At 48.1% G+C, this 23,264-nt stretch carries 20 protein-coding genes and 1 riboswitch; of the genes, 9 read left to right on the forward strand and 11 right to left on the reverse strand.

The genetic code is table 11. The features are described from left to right. The first annotated feature begins 3 nt into the window (after positions 1-3). On the forward strand, positions 4-1,455 hold the full coding sequence (locus F0316_RS05590; protein ID WP_172625965.1) for an NAD-dependent succinate-semialdehyde dehydrogenase: 1,452 nt from the start codon (positions 4-6) through the stop codon (positions 1,453-1,455). Here F0316_RS05590 and F0316_RS05595 read toward each other — a convergent pair. Together F0316_RS05595 and F0316_RS05600 are read right to left on the reverse strand one after the other, a co-directional pair. Continuing rightward, the gene (locus F0316_RS05595; protein ID WP_149560280.1) at positions 1,436-1,717 is read right to left on the reverse strand and encodes a YnjH family protein; all 282 of its coding nucleotides are present in this window, start codon (positions 1,715-1,717) and stop codon (positions 1,436-1,438) included. The genes F0316_RS05590 and F0316_RS05595 overlap by 20 nt on opposite strands. 44 nt (positions 1,718-1,761) lie before the next feature. Next, positions 1,762-2,673 carry a 1-aminocyclopropane-1-carboxylate deaminase/D-cysteine desulfhydrase gene (locus F0316_RS05600; protein ID WP_149560281.1) on the reverse strand — a complete coding sequence of 304 codons (912 nt, stop codon included), beginning with the start codon at positions 2,671-2,673 and terminating at the stop codon, positions 1,762-1,764. A gap of 532 nt (positions 2,674-3,205) precedes the next feature. Between F0316_RS05600 and F0316_RS05605 the strand changes: the two genes are divergently transcribed. The 3 genes from F0316_RS05605 (at position 3,206) to fabV (ending at position 7,574) form a co-directional block, all read left to right on the forward strand. Continuing rightward, positions 3,206-3,832 (forward strand): TetR/AcrR family transcriptional regulator, encoded by a 627-nt coding sequence (locus tag F0316_RS05605; protein ID WP_001932491.1) that lies wholly within the window; start codon positions 3,206-3,208, stop codon positions 3,830-3,832. Between the two features lie 55 nt (positions 3,833-3,887). Then, on the forward strand, positions 3,888-6,170 hold the full coding sequence (locus F0316_RS05610) for an acyl-CoA dehydrogenase (protein ID WP_002044129.1): 2,283 nt from the start codon (positions 3,888-3,890) through the stop codon (positions 6,168-6,170). Between the two features lie 198 nt (positions 6,171-6,368). Next, positions 6,369-7,574: an enoyl-ACP reductase FabV gene (gene fabV / locus F0316_RS05615; RefSeq protein WP_095471051.1), complete on the forward strand. Its 1,206-nt coding sequence runs from the start codon at positions 6,369-6,371 to the stop codon at positions 7,572-7,574. Between the two features lie 303 nt (positions 7,575-7,877). On the opposite strand, the gene infA is transcribed toward fabV, so the two are convergent. The 3 genes from infA to aat all read right to left on the reverse strand — a co-directional run bounded on the left by infA (position 7,878) and on the right by aat (position 9,616). Further along, positions 7,878-8,096 (reverse strand): translation initiation factor IF-1, encoded by a 219-nt coding sequence (gene infA / locus F0316_RS05620; RefSeq protein ID WP_001040192.1) that lies wholly within the window; start codon positions 8,094-8,096, stop codon positions 7,878-7,880. Positions 8,097-8,179: 83 nt separating this feature from the next. Next, the gene (locus tag F0316_RS05625; RefSeq protein WP_000093315.1) at positions 8,180-8,881 is read right to left on the reverse strand and encodes an arginyltransferase; all 702 of its coding nucleotides are present in this window, start codon (positions 8,879-8,881) and stop codon (positions 8,180-8,182) included. 3 nt (positions 8,882-8,884) lie between these two features. Beyond that, positions 8,885-9,616, reverse strand: coding sequence for a leucyl/phenylalanyl-tRNA--protein transferase (gene aat, locus F0316_RS05630; protein WP_149560282.1), 732 nt, complete (start codon positions 9,614-9,616; stop codon positions 8,885-8,887). A gap of 266 nt (positions 9,617-9,882) precedes the next feature. On the opposite strand from aat, the gene aroA reads away from it, so the two are divergent. Beyond that, positions 9,883-11,163: a 3-phosphoshikimate 1-carboxyvinyltransferase gene (aroA, locus tag F0316_RS05640; protein WP_002044125.1), complete on the forward strand. Its 1,281-nt coding sequence runs from the start codon at positions 9,883-9,885 to the stop codon at positions 11,161-11,163. 90 nt (positions 11,164-11,253) lie between these two features. On the opposite strand, the gene F0316_RS05645 is transcribed toward aroA, so the two are convergent. Further along, positions 11,254-11,502: a YciN family protein gene (locus F0316_RS05645; protein ID WP_000018503.1), complete on the reverse strand. Its 249-nt coding sequence runs from the start codon at positions 11,500-11,502 to the stop codon at positions 11,254-11,256. 335 nt (positions 11,503-11,837) lie between these two features. Here F0316_RS05645 and topA point away from each other — a divergent pair, with 335 nt between their 5' ends. From topA to F0316_RS05665, 4 genes are all read left to right on the forward strand, one after another. After that, a complete protein-coding gene (gene topA / locus F0316_RS05650; protein WP_149560283.1) occupies positions 11,838-14,468 on the forward strand; it encodes a type I DNA topoisomerase in 2,631 nt (876 codons plus the stop codon). Between the two features lie 668 nt (positions 14,469-15,136). Further along, positions 15,137-16,354 (forward strand): glucose-1-phosphate adenylyltransferase, encoded by a 1,218-nt coding sequence (glgC, locus tag F0316_RS05655; protein ID WP_000929347.1) that lies wholly within the window; start codon positions 15,137-15,139, stop codon positions 16,352-16,354. A 1-nt stretch (position 16,355) separates the two neighbouring features. After that, entirely contained in the window at positions 16,356-17,810 is a 1,455-nt protein-coding gene (gene glgA, locus F0316_RS05660; RefSeq protein ID WP_085603579.1) for a glycogen synthase GlgA, read from the forward strand. Positions 17,811-17,997: 187 nt separating this feature from the next. Continuing rightward, positions 17,998-18,816 (forward strand): alpha/beta fold hydrolase, encoded by an 819-nt coding sequence (locus tag F0316_RS05665; protein WP_000097999.1) that lies wholly within the window; start codon positions 17,998-18,000, stop codon positions 18,814-18,816. Between the two features lie 4 nt (positions 18,817-18,820). Here F0316_RS05665 and F0316_RS05670 read toward each other — a convergent pair whose 3' ends face one another. The 5 genes from F0316_RS05670 to torD form a co-directional block, all read right to left on the reverse strand. After that, entirely contained in the window at positions 18,821-19,132 is a 312-nt protein-coding gene (locus F0316_RS05670) for a putative signal transducing protein (RefSeq protein ID WP_057563699.1), read from the reverse strand. A 33-nt stretch (positions 19,133-19,165) separates the two neighbouring features. After that, the gene (locus F0316_RS05675) at positions 19,166-19,855 is read right to left on the reverse strand and encodes a TVP38/TMEM64 family protein (RefSeq protein WP_000277076.1); all 690 of its coding nucleotides are present in this window, start codon (positions 19,853-19,855) and stop codon (positions 19,166-19,168) included. Positions 19,856-20,209: 354 nt separating this feature from the next. Next, entirely contained in the window at positions 20,210-20,797 is a 588-nt protein-coding gene (locus tag F0316_RS05680; protein WP_000360586.1) for a TfoX/Sxy family DNA transformation protein, read from the reverse strand. A gap of 113 nt (positions 20,798-20,910) precedes the next feature. Next, positions 20,911-20,997: riboswitch (cyclic di-GMP riboswitch) on the reverse strand. 158 nt (positions 20,998-21,155) lie between these two features. Next, complete coding sequence (purR, locus tag F0316_RS05685; RefSeq protein WP_000201014.1) at positions 21,156-22,166, reverse strand: HTH-type transcriptional repressor PurR; 1,011 nt, start codon at positions 22,164-22,166, stop codon at positions 21,156-21,158. A gap of 406 nt (positions 22,167-22,572) precedes the next feature. Next, entirely contained in the window at positions 22,573-23,235 is a 663-nt protein-coding gene (torD, locus tag F0316_RS05695; protein WP_000983167.1) for a molecular chaperone TorD, read from the reverse strand. Positions 23,236-23,264 lie beyond the last annotated feature (29 nt).

The following is a 23,264-nucleotide window of genomic DNA, read 5'->3' on the forward strand; positions in this document are numbered from 1 at the left end:
GCCATGTTACCGACCGATTTTCCATTTTTTCACCAAAGCGCCTTTATTAATGGGCAGTGGATTTTAGGTGAGCCACAGGCAAGGCAAACGGTAACCAATCCGTTTGATGGCTCCCTCATTGGCTCTGTTCCTTTATTGAGTGCGGCTCAGGTGCAAGAAGCGATTGCAGGTGCGCAGGCGGCGCAAATTTTATGGCGCCAGCAACCCGCTGAAAATAAAGCCAAAATTTTGCGCCGTTGGTATGAGCTTATTGAACAGCATCATGCATCATTGGCGAAGTTATTAACCATTGAACAAGGTAAACCGCTGGCGGAAGCCCAAGGGGAAATTCACTACGCCGCGAGCTTTGTGGAATGGTACGCTGAAGAAGCCAAACGCGCTTATGGCGAGCTGATCCCATCCCATAAACCTGATGCGCGAATTATGGTTTCACGTCAGCCTATTGGCGTTGTTGCCGCGATTACGCCTTGGAATTTCCCCGCCGCCATGATTACCCGTAAATGCGCCCCTGCCTTTGCAGCTGGTTGCGCTGTGGTTTTAAAACCAGCGCCGGATACGCCGTTCACGGCTTTAGCTTTGGCCGATCTTGCGCAGCAAGCGGGAATCCCTGATGGTTTATTGCAAGTGGTGACGGGCGATGCGATTGAAATCGGGCGTGTACTGACGGAAAGCAAAACGGTACGCAAGCTCTCATTTACTGGCTCAACCGGGGTTGGCAAGCTTTTGATGGCACAATCGGCCAATAACGTGAAAAAACTCTCGCTTGAGCTGGGAGGAAATGCGCCGTTTATTGTGTTCGAAGATGCGGACATTAATGCCGCGATTGATGGTGTGATGGTGGCGAAATTTCGTAATGCTGGACAAACTTGCGTGTGCGCTAACCGGATTTATGTCCATGACGCGGTATACGATCAATTTGCTGCCAAGTTGGTGGATCGGGTCAGCAGACTCAACGTCGGTTATGGTTTGGATGCAGGTGTAAACATCGGTCCACTGATCAATGATGCCGCGGTTGCTAAAGTCACATCACATATAGTGGATGCCCAAAGCAAAGGAGCGAAAGTGATGTTTGGTGCGCTGCCTGCAGCGGGCAGCCGTTTATTCCAGCCACACGTGTTAACCGAAGTGACCGACGAAATGCGCGTTGCTGACGAAGAAACCTTCGGCCCCTTGGCCGCACTGTTTCGTTTTAGCTCTGAGCAAGAAGTGATCGAGCGAGCCAATGCGACCGATTCGGGTTTGGCCGCTTATTGTTATACCCAATCTTTGCGCCGGGCATGGCACATGAGTGAAGCACTCGAAGCGGGGATTGTCGGCATCAACAAAGGGTTGATTTCCACCACGTTAGCGCCATTTGGTGGCATCAAAGAGTCGGGCCTTGGTAGAGAAGGGGCGAAACACGGCCTTGAAGAGTACCTTGAAGTCAAATATACCCTTATGGGTGGACTAGCTTAGGTTTCGGTGTTTCGTTGGTTTGCCCGTTCAGAGGTAACCATTTCAGCGGGCCATTGGTTTCAAAATCATTGGCGCGCTGACAAGAGAGATACACTTCACCGACTAAGATCACAGCACCTTCTGAATAAGCCTGATCTTGGTAATAGCAGACCCGTTTAGCAATATCATCGCCGATCACGATCGGTAGTTTCGCTGGCGTCGGTGCCGCATGCAACGCGACACTGTAACTTAATGTCACGACTACCCCAATCAAAGTACGCATTGAAAACTCTCCATCCTCTGGTTATACCCAAACTACCTGCAGCTTCAATTAGGAAGGGTATATTCGCTAAACTGCCGCTGATAACGCGGCAACATACTTTCATTTCCCAGTAAACCGCCTTGGTGTAGATAAAGCAAGTTTCGGTCTGGGTTCTCGGCACGCCAAGCTGACAATAAACGCCACATCAGCGGGTCGTATAACAGATCAAATTCAATATGAGTTTGTGCCAGTAACGCTTGCCATATCTGATAATCCTCTTGATAAAGATGACCGAAATAGTGCTTAGTCGTAGAGGTCAGAACCGTCGGGTGAGAGGTTTCACCGAGCATTAAAAACTGCTCACGTAAGTAGGATTCGTCACCCACACAAGGGCAGGTAATGACTTCAACACCGTATGGTTGCAAATATTTGTGTAAGTAGAGCGCCGTGGTTCCGGTGCCGGAAGGCAGGGCAACCACCCAATCTGGCTGGGCTTGGTGGCGGATCCATTCCAACATTTCCAGCGCCAACTGTTTGATCCCCGGCTCAGCAAAGGGGCTGCGCGCACCTTCCTCAATCACCAAGCAATCGGTATTGGGCATGCGTTGTTGCTGAATAAATTCTCGTGGATGCTTAGCCCCTAGTGAGCGCGTTTCAATAATGGTCGCTCCCAATTCCAGCGCACCACGGTAGTTACCGATTGGATAACTTTTCAGCCACGCGGGAATATGGTCAACGTAAAACTCCAAGCGCCAACCGCGCAGTTTAGCGAGGGCTGCAAAAGAGTAGAGCGAGTTAGCTTGTGCCGAACCGTAGCTGATTAAGGTGGTGATGCCGGGAAAATCCCCTTCAAGCAACGCTATCAATTTGCGGGCTTTGTTACCACTGAAATGTGGATGAAGCTTGTCATCCCGTTTGAGGTAAAAGGTTTGCCCTGCAAAACGGTGTTCAGTGATAGGTGATTGAGTGATCAGCATAAGAAAATCGAGCTCTGAATGGGGTCGCACATTATACGCAGTTCGATCGCCACGACTAGGGTTTGGATCAAACTCTCTCCGAGTGACCACCCTTATGACTGGCGGCCTAACCACTTATCGCCGTGCTCTAAGTCCTGAATTTTTGACTGAAAAGCCACCAATGAACCGACTTGAACAAAATAAATCAGATAAAAAAACGCCCAAAACAATCTGGTTTTGGGCGTACACAAGTATAGGAGTTAATAAAAAGGAAAAAGCAGCGTAATTGGTGACAGCGGGTCGAGAACCAAATTTGACGGCCAGTAAAACTCTCAAAGCTCTGTCAATCACGTCTATTCAGACTGGGCGTTTGGCAAAGAGTTCCAAAAGTTCGCAAATTATTTTTAAATTTTTTTGTGGAAGACTTTTCATCTTGTTGCAAGCACTTAGCTGCATCTGGTCAGACCATGGCGAGAAAATGTGATGTTAATCGCTTGTTAATCAAATGTGGCGAGAGTATATTTCAAACAGTTGTTTGATACGAGTGATTGAAATGGCATTACGCAGTAGTACTAAGGAAAAAATATTGGATGTAGCAGAAGGGCTGTTTGCGGAATACGGCTTCAATGATACCTCTTTGCGCACGATCACCAGTAAAGCAGGGGTGAACCTTGCGTCGGTCAACTACCATTTTGGTGATAAAAAAACCTTAGTTCGAGCGGTACTCAATCGTTATCTCGAAGCTTTCATGCCGGAGATGAAACAGTCGCTTGAGCGGCTTAACGAGCGGGACGATTACGATATGGCTGAAGTTTTTGAAGCGCTACGTGATCCCTTGCGTTCGTTAAGCGAATTGCGCCCCAATGGCACCAGCCGTTTTATGCTGCTGATTGGCCGGGGTTATACCGATGTGCAGGGCCATCTCCGTTGGTTTATTACCAATCGCTACAATGATGTGCTAACCCTATTTACCGATTCCGTGCTTAAGGCGAACCCCAACTTGACTCGCGAAACCTTGTTTTGGCGGTTGCATTTCACCTTAGGTACCTGCGTCTTTACCATGGCGTCGAGTCAAGCGTTGGCAGAGATTGCAGAAAATGATTTTGGAAGCAAAGTTGATCCTAAGTCTGTGGTCGATCAACTGATTCCATACCTCGCGGCCGGTGTGGCGGCGAAATAACTAACCGATTCATAACAAAAATAACAGTGTAACCAGTGAACAAAAGGATCTGAATATGAGCTCTCTACGCAGAAAATGGATCAGCGACCCCGCTTTCAAAATGTTTAAGAAAGTGCTTCCTCCTCTGTCACAAACCGAGAAAGAAGCGATGGAAGCGGGCAGTGTATGGTGGGATGGTGAACTGTTCTCTGGTAAGCCTGATTTCACCAAGCTGCACCATTATCCGAAACCGACCTTGTCAGTGGAGGAGCAATCTTTCATCGACAACGAGTTGGAAACTCTGCTCGCTATGTTGGATGACTACAAAATAGTCAAACAAGATCGCGATCTCCCCAAAGAGGTGTGGGACTACCTACGTAAAGAGCGTTTCTTCTCGCTGATTATTTCCAAAGAGTATGGTGGCCGTGAGTTCTCGGCTCTGGCGAACTCGACCATAGTGTCACGCATTGCTACGCGCAGCATCAGCACCGCGGTAACAGTCATGGTACCGAACTCATTGGGCCCTGGTGAGCTGTTGTCACACTACGGTACCCAAGAGCAGAAAGATTACTGGTTGCCACGTTTGGCCGATGGCACCGATATTCCTTGCTTTGCATTGACAGGGCCGGAAGCGGGTTCGGATGCGGGCAGCATTCCTGACCAAGGCGTGGTCTGCTACGGCAAGCATGAAGGCAAAGACGTGCTGGGCATCCGTTTAAGCTGGAATAAGCGTTACATCACGCTGGCACCGGTGGCGACTGTGCTGGGCCTTGCTTTCAAACTGAGTGACCCAGAGCATCTGCTTGGCGATAAAGAAGAGATTGGTATTACTTGTGCGCTGATCCCTGCCTCCCATGAAGGCGTAGAGATTGGCGAACGCCACGACCCACTAGGTTTGGCCTTTATGAACGGCCCAACCCGCGGTCAAGATGTGTTTATCCCAATGGATTGGCTGATTGGTGGGGCAGATTACGCAGGTAAAGGCTGGCGCATGTTGGTGGAATGTCTCTCGGCAGGACGTGGGATCTCCCTACCTGCATTGGGTACCGCGATTGGCCACCTCACCGCTCGTACCACAGGCGCATATGGTTATGTGCGTAAGCAGTTTGGGATGTCGATTGGTAAATTTGAAGGTGTGGCGGAAGCCATGGGACGTATCGGCGGTTTAACCTACTTGCTGGAAGCGACCCGTACTTTGACTACTACCTCTTTGGATCTCAAAGAGAAACCGGGAATTGTTACGGCAATTGCCAAATACCACATGACGGAAATCGCGCGCACCATTTTGAATGATGCGATGGATATCCATTCTGGTCGTGCTATCCAAGATGGACCAATGAACTATCTGGCGACGCACTATCTCGGCGTACCCGTGGCAATCACGGTTGAAGGGGCGAACATTTTGACGCGTAACCTGATGATCTTCGGTCAAGGTGCGACTCGTTGCCATCCTTATGTTCTCAAAGAGATGGAAGCGGCGGCCAACCCAGATCAACAAGAAGGGGCGAAAGCGTTTGATGAACTGCTGTTCAAGCACATTGCCCACGCGACCAAAAACAGCTTTGGTGCTCTGTTTGCCGCACTGACGGGTTCACGCTTTATTAAAGCGAACATGAGTGGCCCCACACAAGACTACTATAAGCAGATGACTCGCCTGAGCCGTGCTTTAGCGGTGAGTGCGGATGTGGCAATGCTCACCTTGGGTGGCGAGCTCAAACGTAAAGAGATGATTTCAGCACGCTTAGGCGATGCACTGAGCTATCTGTACATGGGCTCGGCGGTACTGAAAAAGTATGAAGATGAAGGCCGCCATCAAGCGGATTTAGACTACGTACACTATGCGATGCAGTACTGTTTGCATCACGCAGCGAAATCGCTTAACCAAGCGTATCGTAACTACCCTGTGACTGGGGTCGGAGCCATCTTGAAAGGGCTGCTGTTCCCGCTAGGCAACCACTTTGCACCACCGAGTGATGAGTTAGCGGTCAAACTCGCAGAAAGTCTGATGACCCCAGGAGCGCATCGTGATCGTTTAACCGCGTTGTGCTACATAGGTAAAGGTGAAGATGATAGCGTAGGCTTGATGGAAAAAGCGTTTTTGGCCATGTATAGCGTTAAAGGCTTAGAACGTAAACTGCAACAAGGGGTGAAAGAGGGCAAAGTGGCGCGCAAAGGACTACTGGTTGATCGCTTGGCACAAGCAGAGCAAGCGGGTGTGCTGAGCGCAGATGAAGTGGCTTCGATTCTGGCGGCAGAAAAACTGCGTAGCCGTGCGATTCAGGTCGATCATTTCAGCCATGATTTCTCGCAAATCCATACCCATCAGACCACCAAACCTAAGTTAAACAGTGTGGCGTAACAAATAAAATAGAGTATCGAGGGCTTCTCATCAGAAGCCCTCTTTATTTTTATTGATTGAGTTTTTTGTGAGCATAACGGGAAAAATACCCCAATGAGTGCTCCAACCACTGGCCATTTTCGGCGAAATTGAGAGAAATTAGATGCGGTTTGTGTCTGAACCTTTTATCCTAGCGACGATTTTTTAAGGAAGTTGAATATGATCATCAAACCTAAAATTCGTGGATTTATCTGTACAACAACGCACCCAGTGGGTTGTGAAGCGAACGTAAAAGAACAAATTGCCTACACAAAAGCACAAGGTCCGATCAAAAACGCACCTAAGCGCGTGTTGGTTGTCGGATCGTCTAGCGGCTATGGTCTGTCATCACGCATCGCTGCGGCGTTTGGCGGTGGTGCGGCGACGATCGGCGTATTTTTCGAAAAGCCGGGCACTGACAAAAAACCAGGTACTGCGGGTTTCTACAATGCAGCAGCGTTTGACAAGCTAGCGCACGAAGCGGGCTTGTACGCAAAAAGCCTGAACGGCGATGCGTTCTCGAACGAAGCGAAGCAAAAAGCGATTGAGCTGATTAAGCAAGACCTCGGCCAGATTGATTTGGTGGTTTACTCATTGGCTTCTCCAGTGCGTAAGATGCCAGACACGGGTGAGCTAGTGCGCTCTGCACTAAAACCGATCGGTGAAACGTACACCTCTACCGCGGTAGATACCAATAAAGATGTGATCATTGAAGCCAGTGTTGAACCTGCGACCGAGCAAGAAATCGCTGACACTGTCACCGTGATGGGCGGCCAAGATTGGGAACTGTGGATCCAAGCGCTGGAAGAGGCGGGTGTTCTTGCTGAAGGTTGCAAAACCGTGGCGTACAGCTACATCGGTACTGAATTGACTTGGCCAATCTACTGGGATGGCGCTCTAGGCCGTGCCAAGATGGACCTAGATCGCGCAGCGACAGCGCTGAACGAAAAGCTGGCAGCGAAAGGCGGTACCGCGAACGTTGCTGTTTTGAAATCTGTGGTGACTCAAGCAAGCTCTGCGATTCCTGTGATGCCGCTCTACATCGCAATGGTGTTCAAGAAGATGCGTGAACAGGGCGTGCATGAAGGCTGTATGGAGCAGATTTACCGCATGTTCAGTCAACGTCTGTACAAAGAAGATGGTTCAGCGCCGGAAGTGGATGCTCACAATCGTCTGCGTTTGGATGACTGGGAACTGCGTGATGACATTCAGCAGCACTGCCGTGATCTGTGGCCACAAATCACCACAGAGAACCTGCGTGAGCTGACCGATTACGACATGTACAAAGAAGAGTTCATCAAGCTGTTTGGCTTTGGCATTGAAGGCATTGATTACGATGCTGACGTCAATCCAGAAGTCGAATTTGATGTGATTGATATCGAGTAAGAGAATTAGCTCTTATCTTAAAAAGGCGCGTTATCGCGCCTTTTTTGTGTCCGTAGTACAGCATGAATACAGCAGATCGCTACAGTGATAAAGAGCAGCGGCGCTATAGTTGAGCTTGATTCTTTGTTATACCCAAATCACTTGAAGTGGCAGCCAACACCGCGACTGCTTTAAGTAGGAAGGGTATATGGATTCTTGGTTGAACGCCGTCGATATTTTGCTAACGCATTGATTGATAAGTGCTGTAGCAAAACAAAAAGCGGAGCATAAGCTCCGCTTTTTGTTGCGTTCGGAAATCAGAGATTAACGAGCACGGAAGACGATGCGACCTTTAGACAAATCGTAAGGAGTCATCTCTACAGTGACTTTGTCACCAGTCAGAATGCGGATGTAGTTTTTGCGCATTTTTCCAGAGATGTGAGCTGTCACTACGTGACCATTTTCAAGCTCTACACGGAACATTGTGTTAGGAAGAGTATCAAGGACAGTGCCTTGCATCTCAATTACGTCTTCTTTAGCCATTTAATCCTCTTTAGAAATTTGGCGATCTTTAACGGCGCAGGATTCTGCCATTAAACGTTCAATATGGGAAGTTGCGGCGTATTCTACCCTCGCCAACGTTGATTTACTAGCCTTTGATGTGGATTGAACCGGACTTTGTAGTTCATAGCTGGGCATTCATCGATTTGATATCCCAAATAAAGCCACTGCTTTTTGGTCTGTTGGCAGTAATTGAGCTGACAAAGTACCGCTAAGGTGCCTAAAGAGATCGAAATATCTGGGTCATAAAAGGTGTAAAACGCACTCGCACTGTTTGGGAGTAAATCGGTGACGGCAATCGCGACCAACTTTTCGCCCTGATAAAGATGTAAATATTGGGTATTAAGCCATTTTGCACGGGCAAATTTGGCAAATTCCATTTTATTGGGGGGGTACATGGAGCCGTGGCGATGACGAGCGAAAATATAACGCGCGTAAAGGGTGTACCAATCTTCATCCAGTTCTGGTTTCAACTGCCAATGAAACTCTTGGCTGAGCAGCTTGAGTAAACGTTTTTGGCTTTTGCTCGGCACAAAATCGGGCGCAGGAATTCGCAGAGCTTGGCAAGACTGGCAATGATCACAATGCGGTTTGTAGATGGTATCGCCGCTGCGCCGAAAACCATTTGCCATCAGCACTTCATAGGTTTCGGGGGTTTGCATCTGCGGATCAATCGCCACGGCGACGCGCTCCATCCGATCCGCTAAGTAGCTACAAGGATGGTTATTGGTTAAGCCAATACGAATTTGCTGAATATCTGAGCTCATGCATCAATCCTCAAAGGCACATGGCGAAGTGGGGGTGGCGAGCCACTGAGTTTCAAAACAGCCACTGAGCACCAGCTTCTCCTTAAAAGATAGCAACGATTGGATAAATTGTTCACGGCTCAAGGTCGTTGCACCTAAAGATTGCAAATGCGGATTCATCACTTGGCAATCAATCAACTGCCCTTGATGGCGAGAAAAATGGTCGCAAAAATACCAAAGCGCAATTTTCGAGGCATTGGTTGCGAGGCTAAACATGGATTCGCCACAAAACAGTTGGCCAACGGAAATGCCATAAAGCCCACCCACCAGTTGTTCGCCCTGCCACACCTCAACAGAATGGCAACGACCTTGTTTCGCCAACTCGCCATACGCATGGCGCATTGAGTCATTGAGCCAACGTTGATCCGCAGGGCGAGTGAGCGCGCACTGCTCAATCACTTGCGACGTCGCGTGATTGACGCTAACCCGATACTGATGTTTACGTTGGAACTTCTTCACGCTTTTGGCAGGTTGAAACCGAGTAGGGTCAAACACGGCACGTGGGGAAGGGCTCCACCACAAAATCGGGTCTTCAGGGCCATACCAAGGGAAAATGCCTTGTTGATAAGCCGCCCAAATTCGTTCAGGACGGAGATCGCCGCCAAATGCAAGCAGGCCGTTAGGGTCATCTAACGCAGTAAAAGGAGAGGGGAATGTCAACGTTTCCGGCGATAATTCAGTCAGATAAATAGCCATCGTATTGGTTTGCCTTAGAAGTCCCTGTGAGCCATTCCGAAAGTGAATGAGCCGCGATCTTAGTGATTTTGATGAAGTTTGCCAATCTTGATGCTTGGGAAATCCCAGGCTTGGTCGAGATTGCATAAACAGAAATAAAAATTCATTGCGAGCAAGATAAAGGCTAGCGCTAGCGCATGAATTTGGTTAGTCTGCGGATACGAAGAATTTTCGCCGCGACCCATTACCACAAGGACTTTCAGCGGCGCAAGGAAACACAACATCCAATGGAAAGCTTGACTCTACAACCGATTGAACTCATCTCTGGGGAAGTGAATCTTCCCGGTTCCAAAAGCGTTTCAAACCGTGCGCTCTTGCTGGCTGCGCTAGCCTCAGGCACGACTCGTCTTACTAACTTGCTCGATAGCGACGATATTCGCCATATGCTCAATGCTTTGACCAAGCTGGGCGTGAACTATCGCCTCTCGGCCGATAAAACCACCTGTGAAGTAGAAGGTTTGGGCAAAGCCTTTCACACGACTCAGCCATTAGAGCTGTTTTTAGGTAACGCAGGCACTGCAATGCGTCCGCTGGCGGCGGCGTTGTGTCTTGGACAAGGCGACTACGTACTGACTGGTGAACCGCGTATGAAAGAGCGCCCGATTGGCCACTTAGTGGATGCTCTTCGTCAAGCCGGCGCACAGATTGAGTATCTGGAGCAGGAAAACTTTCCGCCACTGCGTATTCAAGGGACGGGCTTACAAGCAGGAACGGTGACTATCGATGGTTCTATCTCTAGTCAGTTTTTGACCGCCTTTCTTATGTCGGCACCGTTGGCGCAGGGCAAAGTGACCATCAAGATCGTCGGTGAGCTGGTTTCTAAGCCTTACATCGACATTACACTGCACATCATGGAGCAGTTTGGTGTTCAGGTGATCAACCACGATTATCAAGAATTTGTGATCCCAGCGGGGCAATCTTATGTGTCTCCGGGGCAGTTCCTCGTTGAAGGTGATGCCTCTTCTGCTTCCTATTTCCTTGCTGCGGCTGCCATTAAAGGCGGTGAGGTAAAAGTGACCGGTATTGGTAAAAACAGCATCCAAGGGGATATTCAATTTGCGGATGCATTGGAAAAGATGGGCGCGCAAATTGAGTGGGGCGATGATTATGTGATTGCTCGCCGTGGTGAACTGAATGCGGTGGATCTCGATTTTAACCATATCCCAGATGCGGCGATGACGATTGCGACGACGGCACTTTTTGCCAAAGGTACCACGGCCATTCGTAACGTTTACAACTGGCGCGTAAAAGAGACGGATCGCTTGGCAGCAATGGCCACCGAACTGCGTAAAGTGGGTGCGACAGTCGAAGAGGGGGAAGATTTCATTGTGATTACGCCTCCAACTAAGCTCACCCATGCGGCAATCGATACCTATGACGATCACCGGATGGCGATGTGTTTTTCTCTGGTTGCGTTGAGCGATACGCCAGTGACGATCAATGATCCGAAATGCACGTCAAAAACGTTCCCCGATTACTTTGATAAGTTTGCGCAATTAAGCCGCTAAAGTGTCACTCTCTGCCCAAAACCGATGGCGATAAAATCGGTTTTGGAATAGATGTAAGTGATTGAAAAAAGCCTCATTACGAGGCTTTTATTATTTTTGTAGGGTAAATTCCGGTGAGAGATGATGAGCGAGATATTTAAACATATTAAATACCGCTGTGGTTTTCTCAGTAGGAAGGCCTTGTTCAGTGAGGAAATACTCACCTTTAAACACTAGCACGCCTTCTTTCTCTTCCACTTGAGTGGCACGCATGCCTTCGATGTAACACTCATGATCTTGAATTAACTGGTTAGCAATCAGTAAAAGTTCAAATTCAGTGATCGGTTTTTTATGGCTCATGGTGATAACTCCTTACCATTGGATGCAGGCATTATAAGTAGGTAACCGGTGACAACCTTGACAGAAAGCAGGAAAAGGGCGATTTGTTCTCTAGATGAATTTGTGAGTTATTGCATATTTCGTCGTTTTGGGGTCGCGGTATACCGCGCTTCACTTTAGTATGGGCGCGTTTTTGACAGCAGAACAACATTTCGTCGATTTGTCGAGCAAATAAAAAGCTTTTAGAAAAAACAAGTTGATCTTCTTGTTATCTGGCTCGATAGTAAAAAAGAATTACATTTTAGAACGTCATGCGATTTAAATCGCGCCAAATGATGAAGGACAATTGAGTCAATATGGGTAAATCACTCGTTATCGTCGAGTCGCCAGCCAAGGCTAAAACCATCAATAAGTACCTTGGTAAAGACTTTATCGTGAAATCCAGTGTGGGACACGTGCGTGATCTGCCTACAGCAGGGCAAACGGCCACACCGACCGGTAAAGCGGCGGCAGCATCGACTAAGAAAACATCTACTACTGATAAAGAGCAGCAGAAGCGTGAAAAAGAACGCGCAGCGCTGATCAAAAAGATGGGTGTCGATCCGTATCACGGCTGGCAAGCCAATTACCAAATTCTGCCCGGTAAAGAGAAAGTGGTGGCTGAGCTGCAAAAGCTCGCGAAAGACGCTGACAGCGTTTATCTCGCAACCGACTTGGACCGCGAGGGAGAAGCCATCGCTTGGCACCTTCGTGAGATCATCGGTGGCGATGAAAAGCGATATAAACGAGTGGTATTTAACGAAATCACCAAAAACGCCATTCAGCAGGCTTTTAAGCAGCCTGGTGAACTGAATATGGATGGCGTGAACGCTCAACAAGCACGCCGTTTCATGGACCGCGTGGTGGGCTTTATGGTATCGCCATTGCTGTGGAAAAAAGTGGCGCGTGGCCTTTCTGCTGGTCGCGTACAGTCTGTCGCCGTGAAACTTCTGGTTGAGCGTGAACGCGAAATCAAAGCATTTGTTCCGGAAGAATTTTGGGACATCAATGCCGATACCTTGACCGCAGACAAGCAAGATTTTCGCCTGTTGGTGGCCCAAAAAGACGGTTTAGCTTTCAAGCCCGTGAACGAAACGGAAGCCTTGGCGGCGGTTGCTGCGCTCAATAAAGCGCAGTACGAAGTGTGCAAACGCGAAGACAAACCGACCACCAGTAAACCGAGTGCACCTTTTATTACGTCAACCCTGCAGCAAGCCGCGAGTACTCGCCTTGGTTATGGGGTGAAAAAGACCATGATGCTCGCTCAGCGTTTGTATGAAGCGGGTTACATCACCTATATGCGTACCGACTCAACCAACTTGAGTGCGGAAGCGGTTGAGAATCTGCGTGGCTACATCACCAAGCATTACGGTGAGGCGTATTTGCCGAGCCAGCCAAATGTGTATGGCAGCAAGCAAAATGCCCAAGAGGCGCACGAAGCGATTCGTCCTTCGGATGTGACGGTCACCGCCGACGATCTGGAAGGAATGGAAGCGGATGCACACAAGCTGTATGCCCTGATTTGGAATCAGTTTGTGGCTTGTCAAATGACACCTGCGCAATACGATTCCACGACAGTCAGTGTAAAAGCGGCAGAGTACACCCTGAAAGCGAAAGGTCGTATCCTCAAGTTTGATGGTTGGACTCGCGTACAGCGCCCGTTGGGTAAAAACGAAGATCAGATCCTGCCTCCGGTGAAGGTCGGTGATAGCCTAAAGCTCGTCAGCCTAGATCCGAAACAGCACTTTACCAAACCGCCAGCGCGTTACACGGAAGCGGCATTGGTGAAAGAGTTAGAAAAGCGTGGTATTGGTCGCCCATCGACGTATGCATCGATCATTTCCACCATTCAAGACCGCGGTTATGTGAAAGTCGATCAGCGCCGTTTCTTCGCGGAAAAAATGGGCGAAATTGTCACCGATCGTCTTGATGAGAATTTTGATGACTTGATGAACTACGATTTTACCGCGCGTATGGAAGAGAAACTCGACCAAATCGCCGAAGGTGAAGTGAACTGGACAGCCGTACTGGATGAGTTCTTTGCTGATTTCAGTCGCGACCTCGAAACGGCGGAGCAAGATGAAAGCTTAGGTGGCATGAAGCCTAATCACATCGTGATGACCAACATTTTGTGTCCGACCTGTTCGCGTCCGATGGGGATCCGCACGGCATCGACAGGGGTGTTTTTAGGCTGTTCTGGTTATGCATTACCGCCGAAAGAGCGCTGCAAAACCACCATCAACTTAGGTGACGAAGAAGGGGTGATCAGCGTTCTCGAAGAGGATGTCGAAACCGCAGCACTGCGTGCTAAGAAGCGTTGCCCAATTTGTGAAACGGCGATGGATGCGTATCTGATTGACGATAAGCGTAAGCTGCATGTTTGTGGTAACAATCCGAACTGTGAAGGCTTTATCGTTGAAGAAGGCGAGTTCAAAGTCAAAGGCTATGAAGGCCCAACCGTCGAGTGTGATAAATGTGGCTCAGACATGGTGCTGAAAAATGGCCGCTTTGGTAAGTACATGGGTTGTACCAACGACGCTTGTAAAAATACGCGTAAGATCCTGAAAAATGGCGAAGTTGCGCCACCGAAAGAAGAGCCAGTGCATTTCCCTGAACTGCCCTGTGAAAATTCGGATGCGTATTTTGTGCTGCGTGATGGTGCATCTGGCTTGTTCTTTGCGGCGAGCAATTTCCCTAAATCGCGTGAAACGCGCGCGCCTTTGGTGGAAGAGTTGAAACGTTTTGCTGAGCGTTTGCCAGAAAAATACCAGTATCTGACTTCTGCACCCGTACATGACCCTGATGGCTTACCTGCTGTGGTGCGCTTCTCTCGTAAAGAGAAAGAGCATTATGTGCGTACCGAGACAGAGGGTAAACCTTCCGGTTGGATGGCGGTTTACCAAGAGGGTAAATGGTTGGTCACGGATAAACGCAAAAACGCGAAATAATCCGACTCATCCTTTGTTCAATCAAAATAAGACAAGGCAGTCTCGCTGCCTTGTCTTATTTTTGTATCAGGCTTTGCGAAGCAGTTCTGAGAAATACCAGATTGGTATTGATGCTTTTCATCATCAATTTGCCAGAGTGTGACTCACGAAAGAGTCTTACACTTTGATCCTGCCTACTATGAGATTAACCACTCAATCTGAGTCCTTTTAGCGAGTTCTGGCGTTACCTTCTCGCAAACTTTGCGCCCCAGAACCCAACGCTCTTTCTCAGTCCGATATTTATCCGCTACGTATTCTTTTCTATGTATTGAGCGATTTTCTTCGCTAAATCATCATTTTCATTATTTAGGAGGTGAGCTGACATTCAGGCAGTTAATGTGCCGTGATGGCTGAATATGAGGTTTATGTCATTGAACCACCAAAAGAGTGTGAGTTGGAATAAGTCTTTTCCATCTCGTCTTGTTTCACCACTGAGATTTTAAGAAATTGATTGGTATTCGGCCAAGGATTCGATAACGTATAGCCAACCGATTGCATTGTTTATTCAGCACATTTGTGCTGGCTGTCGTACTGATGTTGCTGTCGGTTAGCATGGAGCGCCGAGCCAGGACCCCCAAAGCAAAAATTTCGTGGTTCGGCAAATATTATAAAAGAATGGAGAACAACACATGGCTGGAGTATTAGGCATGATTTTGGCGGGAGGAGAAGGGTCACGTTTGAAGCCGTTGACTGAAACCCGTACCAAGCCGGCAGTTCCTTTTGGTGGAAGCTACCGTTTAATCGACTTTGCACTCAATAATTTCGTGAATGCCGATTTAATGCGGATTTATGTTCTGACGCAGTTCAAATCGCAATCGCTATACATTCATATGAAAAAGGGCTGGAATCTTTCCGGGATCACCGACCGTTTTATCGACATTATTCCTGCACAGATGCGTGATGGAAAACGTTGGTATGAAGGCACTGCCGATGCGATTTATCAAAACCTCCGTTTTGTTGAGATTGTCGCGCCAGATCAAGTCTGTATTTTTGGCTCAGACCATATCTACAAGATGGATATTCGCCAAATGCTCGATTTTCATCGCCGTATGGAAGCGGAATTGACCGTTTCTGCACTGCGTATGCCGATCAGCCAAGCCTCTCAGTTTGGGGTGATTGAAGTGGATGAAAACGGCAAAATGGTCGGTTTTGAAGAGAAACCGAGCAATCCCAAATCGATCCCCGGTGAGCCTGAGTGGGCACTGGTCTCGATGGGTAACTACATTTTCGAAGCGGAAACGCTCAGCAAAGAACTGCGTGAAGATGCTGAAAATAACCAGTCCAGCCATGACTTTGGCAAAGACATTATCCCGAAAATGTTCCCGCGCGGTAAAGTCTATGTGTATGACTTCACGACCAACAAAATTAAGGGAGAGAAGGAATCGACCTACTGGCGTGATGTCGGAACCATCGAATCGTACTGGTCGGCACATATGGACTTGCTCGACAAAGATCCAGAATTTTCGCTATACAACCGCAGCTGGCCGCTGCACACCTACTATCCTCCTTTGCCACCTGCGACGTTTGTGGATGTCAAAGACAAGAAAGTCAAAATTACAGATAGCTTGATCTCTGGGGGAAGTTATATCCAAGGATCAACCATTTATAAATCAGTTCTGGGTTTCCGTAGCAACATTGCTGCTGGCTCTTTTATCAGTGAATCTGTTATCTTGGGCGACGTAAAAATTGGAGCTGGCTGCACGATTAAGCGCGCCATTATCGATAAAGATGTCGAGATCGCCGCCGGTACCATCATTGGTGAAGATTTGGAACTGGACAGAAAGCGTTTCCACGTTTCCGATGAAGGGATTGTGGTGATTGCGAAAGGTAGTAAGGTAGGATTCTAGAATGGAACAATTCAACGTTTGGTTTACCGTTTCAGAAGTACAGGGGCTGGTAAAAAGTGGTGGCCTAGCCGATGTGGCAAAAGCGCTGCCACAAGCGTTGAAAGCGTTGCACCAGCAGGTAGCCATTGCGCTGCCTGCTTATCGTTCAGTACCGGGAAAGGAAGACGCAGAGTTAGTACTGGAAACAGAGCTGACACACTGGCCGCACACTCAGTATCGTGTTTTAAAACGCGAGCTAGACGGTGTGCCAATCTATCTAATTGATTGCCCTGCATATTTTGACCGCCCGGCGCTGTATGCTGAGAATAATCAAGCCTATGCCGATAATGGTGAACGGTTTGGTTTTTTCTCTGCAGCGTGTTTGGACGTACTGCCGAAACTCGGTATTCAGCCTGACATCATTCATGCGAATGATTGGCACACGGGTTTGGTGCCTTTTTTGCTGAAAACCCGTTATCGCTATGACAGCTTTTTTGAGCAAGTCAAAAGTGTGCTGACGGTGCACAACGCGATTTTTAAAGGGATCTTTTCCTACCATCAATTAGAAGTTATTCCTGAGCTCAATTTATCGGGTATGGAATTTCTGCAATACGGTCACGATCATGTGAGCATGCTGCGGGCGGGGATCGCTTTTGCGGATAAAGTGAATGCGGTGAGTCCTAATTATGCGGCTGAGCTTTTAACGCCTCTTGGGGCTCACGGGCTGGTGGATGATTTTGTGCGCCGAGCGCGCGATTTACACGGCATCGTCAACGGTTGTGATTACAGCGAGTGGAATCCAAGAACCGACCATTATCTGCCGGTAACCTACAGCGATGAGCCTGAGTCTATGCGCAACGGGAAAGCGCTGTGTAAAACGGCGCTGCAGGAAGAGTTACACCTGCCGGTTACCGATGTACCTCTGTTTGGTATGGTTTGCCGTTTAACGCATCAGAAAGGCTTTCATTACCTGTTGCCGATTTTAGAGCAGTTCCTGCGCAATAACGTTCAAGTGGTCATTGTGGGTACTGGTGAGCCGGAAGTTGCTGCGCGGCTGAATAAGATCGCTCATTATCATCGGGCCAAGTTTGCGTTTGTCGAGACCTACAGTGAGCGTTTAGCGCACTGGGTTGAAGCGGGATCGGATTTCTTCTTAATGCCTTCTGAATTTGAAGCCTGTGGGCTCAATCAGATTTACAGCATGGCTTACGGCACTCTGCCTATTGTTCGTGAAGTGGGTGGCTTGAAAGATACGGTGAACGATTACGATAAATTCCCGGAGCGCGCGACAGGCTTTGGTTACCAAGAGCCCACGCCAGAAGCTCTATTGATCACGATGCAGCGGGCACTCTTGTTTTATCTGCAGCAGCCAGAAGAGATGCTGAAGGTGCAACAACGTGCCATGCAGCAAAACTTCAGTTGGGAAGAGTCTGCCCAAGAGTATATGAAGATGTATCGGCTCGCGCGATTTGGCTAACGATATCACCGTCCGATTTGAAGCGGCTGCAGTGTTGGCTGCCACTCCAAGTCGTTTGGGTCTATGAAGCATCTCTCAGGCACCGCAAGGTGCCTTTTTTCTGTTTCACTCAACAGTTTCTTACAACTGGGGGGATTCTCTTGACTAAGATTATGGTAGTCTTGGCCTGCGTAATTAAGAGGTTTCAATGTCTTCCCCTATGACTGCCATTGCCGAAAAAGTGCTGTTTCACAAAACTTATCTTCACCCGACAAGTCAGGAGTGGGTGGTGTTCGTTCATGGTGCGGGGGGCAGCTCATCCATATGGTTCAAGCAGATCAAAGCGTATCGGCAGCATTTCAATTTATTGCTGATTGATTTGCGCGGCCACGGGAAATCCAATCAGTTACTGAGAGACTGGATTGCCAATCGCTATACGTTTAAGACTGTGACGCTGGATGTGCTGAAAGTGCTTGATCACTTGAAAATCCAGTCGGCGCATTTTGTGGGCATGTCGCTGGGTACCATCATAGTCCGTAACCTTGCTGAGCTTGCCACGCATCGGGTCAATTCTATGGTGCTTGGTGGCGCGGTTACACGGCTTAATGCGCGTTCGCAAGTGTTGGTTAAGCTAGGACACTTAAGTAAGCACCTCATCCCGTACATGTGGCTGTATCGCTTATTTGCTTACATAGTGATGCCGCAGCGTAGTCAAAAAGAGTCTCGCCATCTGTTTATTCGTGAAGCGCAAAAGCTCTGTCAGAAAGAATTTAAACGTTGGTTTACGTTAACCGCTGAGGTGAATCCGCTGATGCGTTATTTCCGCGACCGTGAATTGCCGATCCCAACCTTATATTTGATGGGAGAGAAGGACTACATGTTCATCCATCCTGTGAAAGAGATGGTGGCGCTCCACGCACAAAGTGAGCTGTATGAAATCCCAAACTGCGGTCATGTATGTAATGTCGAGCAGCCTGAGCTGTTTAATCAGCGTTCTATCGAGTTTATCCAGCGCCAAATCCGTTAATCCCTCACTGAGCGGTTTGGCTAAAACCACACTGCCAGCAGGCGGAAAATTGCCCTTCATGATGCTCCCCACACTCTGGGCATTGCCAGCATTCGGCGGGTGGGGGATTGAGAAATTCTCGGATGATTTGCTGCGCTGCGGTTTGTTGCTCCGGTTTCTTTAACCAAAGTGAAGGGGCGCTGCTGGAATCCATCGGGATCTCGCCGCGCAGCGCAAACAGCATTTCTCCACGCAACTCACACGCTATCCCTTGCTGATGCAAAAGCTGCATCAGCATGTGCGCTTCAAGCGGATGAGTGGCCGTGTAGATTTTCATTGTCCTTCCTAGCTTACTTTTACCAAGAGTGACTTACTTCACTGGCGATTGAGTGGCACGCTGCTGAAATTTACCCATGATCCATTTCACCACTATCGGAAATACGCCTAACAAAACGAATGAAGCGAGCACAGGGAGCGACACAATTTCGCCTAGGCTTGAGATTTCCGCCAGTTGAGTACCCGCATTGAGATACACCGCCGTACCCGGCAGCATACCAAGTTGGCTGACCCAGTAGTAACGCCAAGTGGAGATAGGCGTTAGCCCCATCACTAAGTTAATCAGGAAAAATGGAAAAATCGGGATCAGTCGCAGAGAGAGTAAATAAAACGCGCCATCTCGTTCAATACCTTGATTGATGGTTTGCAATTTATCAGCGAATTTAGCTTGCACCCAATCTCGCAATAAGAAGCGGCTACTGAGAAAGGCGAGAGTGGCACCAATGGTACTGGCAAAAGAAGCCAGCAGTAAGCTCAACCAAAAGCCAAATAGTGCCGCTCCCAACAAAGTCACGACCGTTGCGCCGGGGATTGAAAATGCGGTTAGGAGAACATACACCACAAAATAGATCAGTGCGGCTTGCAGCAAATGGGCATCAATATAATTCGCTAATTCGGCTTGTTTGGCTTTCGCAACATCAAGAGTGAGGTATTGGCTAAACTGCGTCACCAAGAGCGCGGCAATGGCAATCAAAACAAGGGCGATGATGAGTTTTTTATACATTCGAGTACCTAGTCATTACTTTATGGTTTGTGGGGCGTGATATTGCCCGTTTTACTTGGCTCTTCAGCGGTGTGGGCTACGATTCTTCACCCAACCATAGACTATCTCTGGTTTGATGTGGGTGCACACAGTGACCGCCGACTTGTCACTCCAAGTCATTAGAGTATCGCTCATTACTCAAGTATATCGTCTGTCACTGAATTTACTGGAGATACATAGAGAGCCTAAAAGTAAAGACAGGCCAAAGGCCGTTTTTCTTTCAAAAAAATAACGCGCCACTTTGGACGCGTTATGAAATATAGGGTGTGTAAAAACACAGGATGATTACAGGCGTTGATGAACTCAAAATGAAACTCAGAGATGCCTTAATAGCTCATCACGACGATTTTGTGGGATCACCGACCAATGTTTACCTTCGATTGCGCCTTCTAGAGCCCATAGCAACTCTAAACTCACCTCTGCCGTGTGAGTTCGTTGAACCGCTTTATAAGCTTCAACAGAACCAAGAGTCTGAAGAGACTCGACGGTGTCGATACCTGCTTTTTTGAGCATTCTTTCTGTTGCTAAACGCAAGTTAGGAAGATCTTTCAAACGATCAGGTTTCGCTTGTGCTTGAGTTTCACGTTCGGCCTTAGCGACCTCCAGTGCTGCACGCGCTTCATTGAGGATAGAGTCTGGATGACTCCAACAATCTTCAGGTAGAGCGTAGTACTTAGTTACAACGGGGAAGCCACGTTTTTTGTAAACATAAGGTTCATAACCTTGCTGTTTATACTTTTCGATTGTGGCGTCATCTGCACGGATGTGCAGCGTATCGTTAACCACAAGCGCAAACATAGTTTCGTCGACGAAAATACCAAAGCCACCAAACATTGAACGAGATTTAACACGTCCTAGCTGCTCAAAGAGCCGCATTGAATCTTTTAATACTGGTTTATCCATGCTGTTAGTCTCGGAGTATTGTTACATACGCCACCAAGTCAGGTCCGAGAAAATTAGCAAAAGCATGCATTCATAGTGTCAATGATGAGTCAACAAAGTGTATGCATTTTGCCATCGGTAACCCCGCTACCTACCACGTCTTCTGGTTTAGGCCGGAGGCTTTGCGTCCCACTCTTTCGAATGGTTTGCCCTGTGCGTGACATTTTTCCTGATAAAAATTAATCATTCTTGGGTCATTCTCACATACTGATATTTCAAATGTGAGAATGAGCCCTACTAATAATACTCGCACTACATATGTTTTGTCATATTTATGTGACAAGCTTTCAAATATAGGCGTTATGAATTGTCAAGAAAGTTAGGATTTTGTCAAGTCTTTCACCGTGTCGCGCTCTACGATCTCTGGGTGCATTTCGAAAATTCGGCGCTCGTGTTCTTTGTCTTTAATGCGTTCTAGCAAAATTTCAAACGCGTTCTTACCCACACGACGCTTAGGTTGGTGCACTGTGGTCAGTGGTGGAGAGAAGTATTCTGCTAACTCGATATTATCGTAACCGATGACAGACATATCTTCTGGAATACGTATGCCTTTCTGTTGCAAACGGCTCATCAAACCTAATGCCATCGTATCGTTGAAACAGAATACCGCCGTGGGGCGCTTGTCCATCGCAATGATTTTATCCGCCGCTAAAACGGCAGTATCACACTCAAAGTTACCTTCCAAGATCCAATCTTCATTGACGGTCAACTTGGCTTCCGCCATCGCGCGACGGAAACCTTGAATGCGCTCTTGGCATGCGGCTTTGACGAAGTGACCACTCAAACATGCAATCTCAGTGTGACCGCGGTCAGTGAGGTATTTGGTCGCGAGGTAGCCGCCTTCTTCGGAGTTATCGATGATTTTATCGGCGTGCGACGTTTCTGGACCCCAATCCATAACCACTTTTGGAATATCTTTGTGCGCATCCAACATATCTTGCAGCTCTTGGGTCAGGTCTGAACACATCACCAAAATGCCATCAACCCGTTTTTCGGCCAGCATGCGGATATAATCGCGTTGCTTTTCATAGATGCCGCCTGTGTTACATAGGATCAGCGTATAGCCTTGACGGTAACAGTAGCTTTCCACACCGTCGATAACTTCCGAGAAAAACAGGTTAGTAGATTGCGTCACTAACATACCAATCGTGCGAGTGGTATTGCACTTTAAGCTGCGTGCCACGGCACTTGGCGCGTAGTTCAGCTGCTTAACGGCTTCCATCACTTTCTCTTGGGTGGTTTCTGCCACAAAGCGAGTTTTATTGATGACGTGAGAAACGGTAGTGGTTGACACGCCCGCAAGGCGTGCCACATCTTTAATCGTAGCCATAGAGTGTTCCTGTCGATGACTGCTGCCAGCGAATAACATCGGTGGATTTAATCAGCAGAAGTAAGGCGAGACTGAGCGAATCTTCACACTCTGTGCGAGCACATGTCCAACACTATGCCGTACGTAAAGCGCTTCAATCACTATGCCTAAAGTAATAAACCTAAAGTAATAAAAAACAAAAACCGCCGAGAAACAGCGGTTGAAATTTTTACTCGTTTTTATCGTTTGCGGATGGATTTTAGACTGCAAATCTCTCCGTCGCAACGAAATTCATTCACCAAACTATAAGCCATTTCACAATTAATTCGTCTATCCCCTTCCTATTTGACCCTGCCGTGGTGTTGGCTACCACACGAAGCCGTTTGGGATAGATAAAATAGGCTGGCTTTCCGCTTTGCCTGTCTGGCTAATGGGTCTCTTGGATCAGCTCATCAAGACAGTGTTTATCTTGCTGAATAAAGGCTAACGCTAAACGAGCGGCGGCTGAGTACAATCCGAAAGCATCAAATTGAGTGCAACGTTCAGCAAAGGCAGGTAGCCAAGTGAGTAAGTGTTGACTTATGAAGTCGGACTGAGCTTGGAGCGCTAAACTCAGTTGTGCTGAGTGCTCAATTTGGTTAGCACTGATTGCTAGATGCGCTAAAAAATCGAGCTGGATGGCAAGATGATCCTCGGGCTCATTGAGATTTTGTTCAACCTTAACCCCATGTGCGCTGAGTAACTCACGCATTTGCTGCGCAGGCTTGCCATTGAGTAAACCTTGATCGGCATAGACAGAAGCATAGGGCAGGGCGGAATCACGGTCTGATTTCAAAAAGAGATCACAGAAATCTGCAGCGAGCTCCAGCTGTGCATCTTGGCGATCTTGCAAGCGATTGAGCGCCTCGACCAAGTGTTTAACTTCGCGGCTCAAGCTTTGCTCATCAGCGAGCCCGCTTAAAAAAGTACGAACTTCTGCTGAGTGATAGCGAGCAATATCTTGCTCGCTCAGTTCTTTAAAAAACAGGCTCGACAGCCACCAATAGATTTCAGCACGCTTTTCATTGAGGATTTTCAGTTCTTGCATCATCTCTGCACTCCCAATCGATGTGTGCTTAG

This window comes from Vibrio cholerae (assembly GCF_008369605.1).
GTDB lineage: Bacteria > Pseudomonadota > Gammaproteobacteria > Enterobacterales > Vibrionaceae > Vibrio > Vibrio cholerae.

What these genes read in the sequence shown, in the direction of transcription:
- F0316_RS05590 (WP_172625965.1), top strand. Translation starts at nt 4, where the DNA reads ATGTTACCGACCGATTTTCCATTTTTTCACCAAAGCGCCTTTATTAAT.
- F0316_RS05595 (WP_149560280.1), bottom strand. Translation starts at nt 1,717, where the DNA reads ATGCGTACTTTGATTGGGGTAGTCGTGACATTAAGTTACAGTGTCGCG.
- F0316_RS05600 (WP_149560281.1), bottom strand. Translation starts at nt 2,673, where the DNA reads ATGCTGATCACTCAATCACCTATCACTGAACACCGTTTTGCAGGGCAA.
- F0316_RS05605 (WP_001932491.1), top strand. Translation starts at nt 3,206, where the DNA reads ATGGCATTACGCAGTAGTACTAAGGAAAAAATATTGGATGTAGCAGAA.
- F0316_RS05610 (WP_002044129.1), top strand. Translation starts at nt 3,888, where the DNA reads ATGAGCTCTCTACGCAGAAAATGGATCAGCGACCCCGCTTTCAAAATG.
- fabV (WP_095471051.1), top strand. Translation starts at nt 6,369, where the DNA reads ATGATCATCAAACCTAAAATTCGTGGATTTATCTGTACAACAACGCAC.
- infA (WP_001040192.1), bottom strand. Translation starts at nt 8,096, where the DNA reads ATGGCTAAAGAAGACGTAATTGAGATGCAAGGCACTGTCCTTGATACT.
- F0316_RS05625 (WP_000093315.1), bottom strand. Translation starts at nt 8,881, where the DNA reads ATGAGCTCAGATATTCAGCAAATTCGTATTGGCTTAACCAATAACCAT.
- aat (WP_149560282.1), bottom strand. Translation starts at nt 9,616, where the DNA reads ATGGCTATTTATCTGACTGAATTATCGCCGGAAACGTTGACATTCCCC.
- aroA (WP_002044125.1), top strand. Translation starts at nt 9,883, where the DNA reads ATGGAAAGCTTGACTCTACAACCGATTGAACTCATCTCTGGGGAAGTG.
- F0316_RS05645 (WP_000018503.1), bottom strand. Translation starts at nt 11,502, where the DNA reads ATGAGCCATAAAAAACCGATCACTGAATTTGAACTTTTACTGATTGCT.
- topA (WP_149560283.1), top strand. Translation starts at nt 11,838, where the DNA reads ATGGGTAAATCACTCGTTATCGTCGAGTCGCCAGCCAAGGCTAAAACC.
- glgC (WP_000929347.1), top strand. Translation starts at nt 15,137, where the DNA reads ATGGCTGGAGTATTAGGCATGATTTTGGCGGGAGGAGAAGGGTCACGT.
- glgA (WP_085603579.1), top strand. Translation starts at nt 16,356, where the DNA reads ATGGAACAATTCAACGTTTGGTTTACCGTTTCAGAAGTACAGGGGCTG.
- F0316_RS05665 (WP_000097999.1), top strand. Translation starts at nt 17,998, where the DNA reads ATGTCTTCCCCTATGACTGCCATTGCCGAAAAAGTGCTGTTTCACAAA.
- F0316_RS05670 (WP_057563699.1), bottom strand. Translation starts at nt 19,132, where the DNA reads ATGAAAATCTACACGGCCACTCATCCGCTTGAAGCGCACATGCTGATG.
- F0316_RS05675 (WP_000277076.1), bottom strand. Translation starts at nt 19,855, where the DNA reads ATGTATAAAAAACTCATCATCGCCCTTGTTTTGATTGCCATTGCCGCG.
- F0316_RS05680 (WP_000360586.1), bottom strand. Translation starts at nt 20,797, where the DNA reads ATGGATAAACCAGTATTAAAAGATTCAATGCGGCTCTTTGAGCAGCTA.
- purR (WP_000201014.1), bottom strand. Translation starts at nt 22,166, where the DNA reads ATGGCTACGATTAAAGATGTGGCACGCCTTGCGGGCGTGTCAACCACT.
- torD (WP_000983167.1), bottom strand. Translation starts at nt 23,235, where the DNA reads ATGATGCAAGAACTGAAAATCCTCAATGAAAAGCGTGCTGAAATCTAT.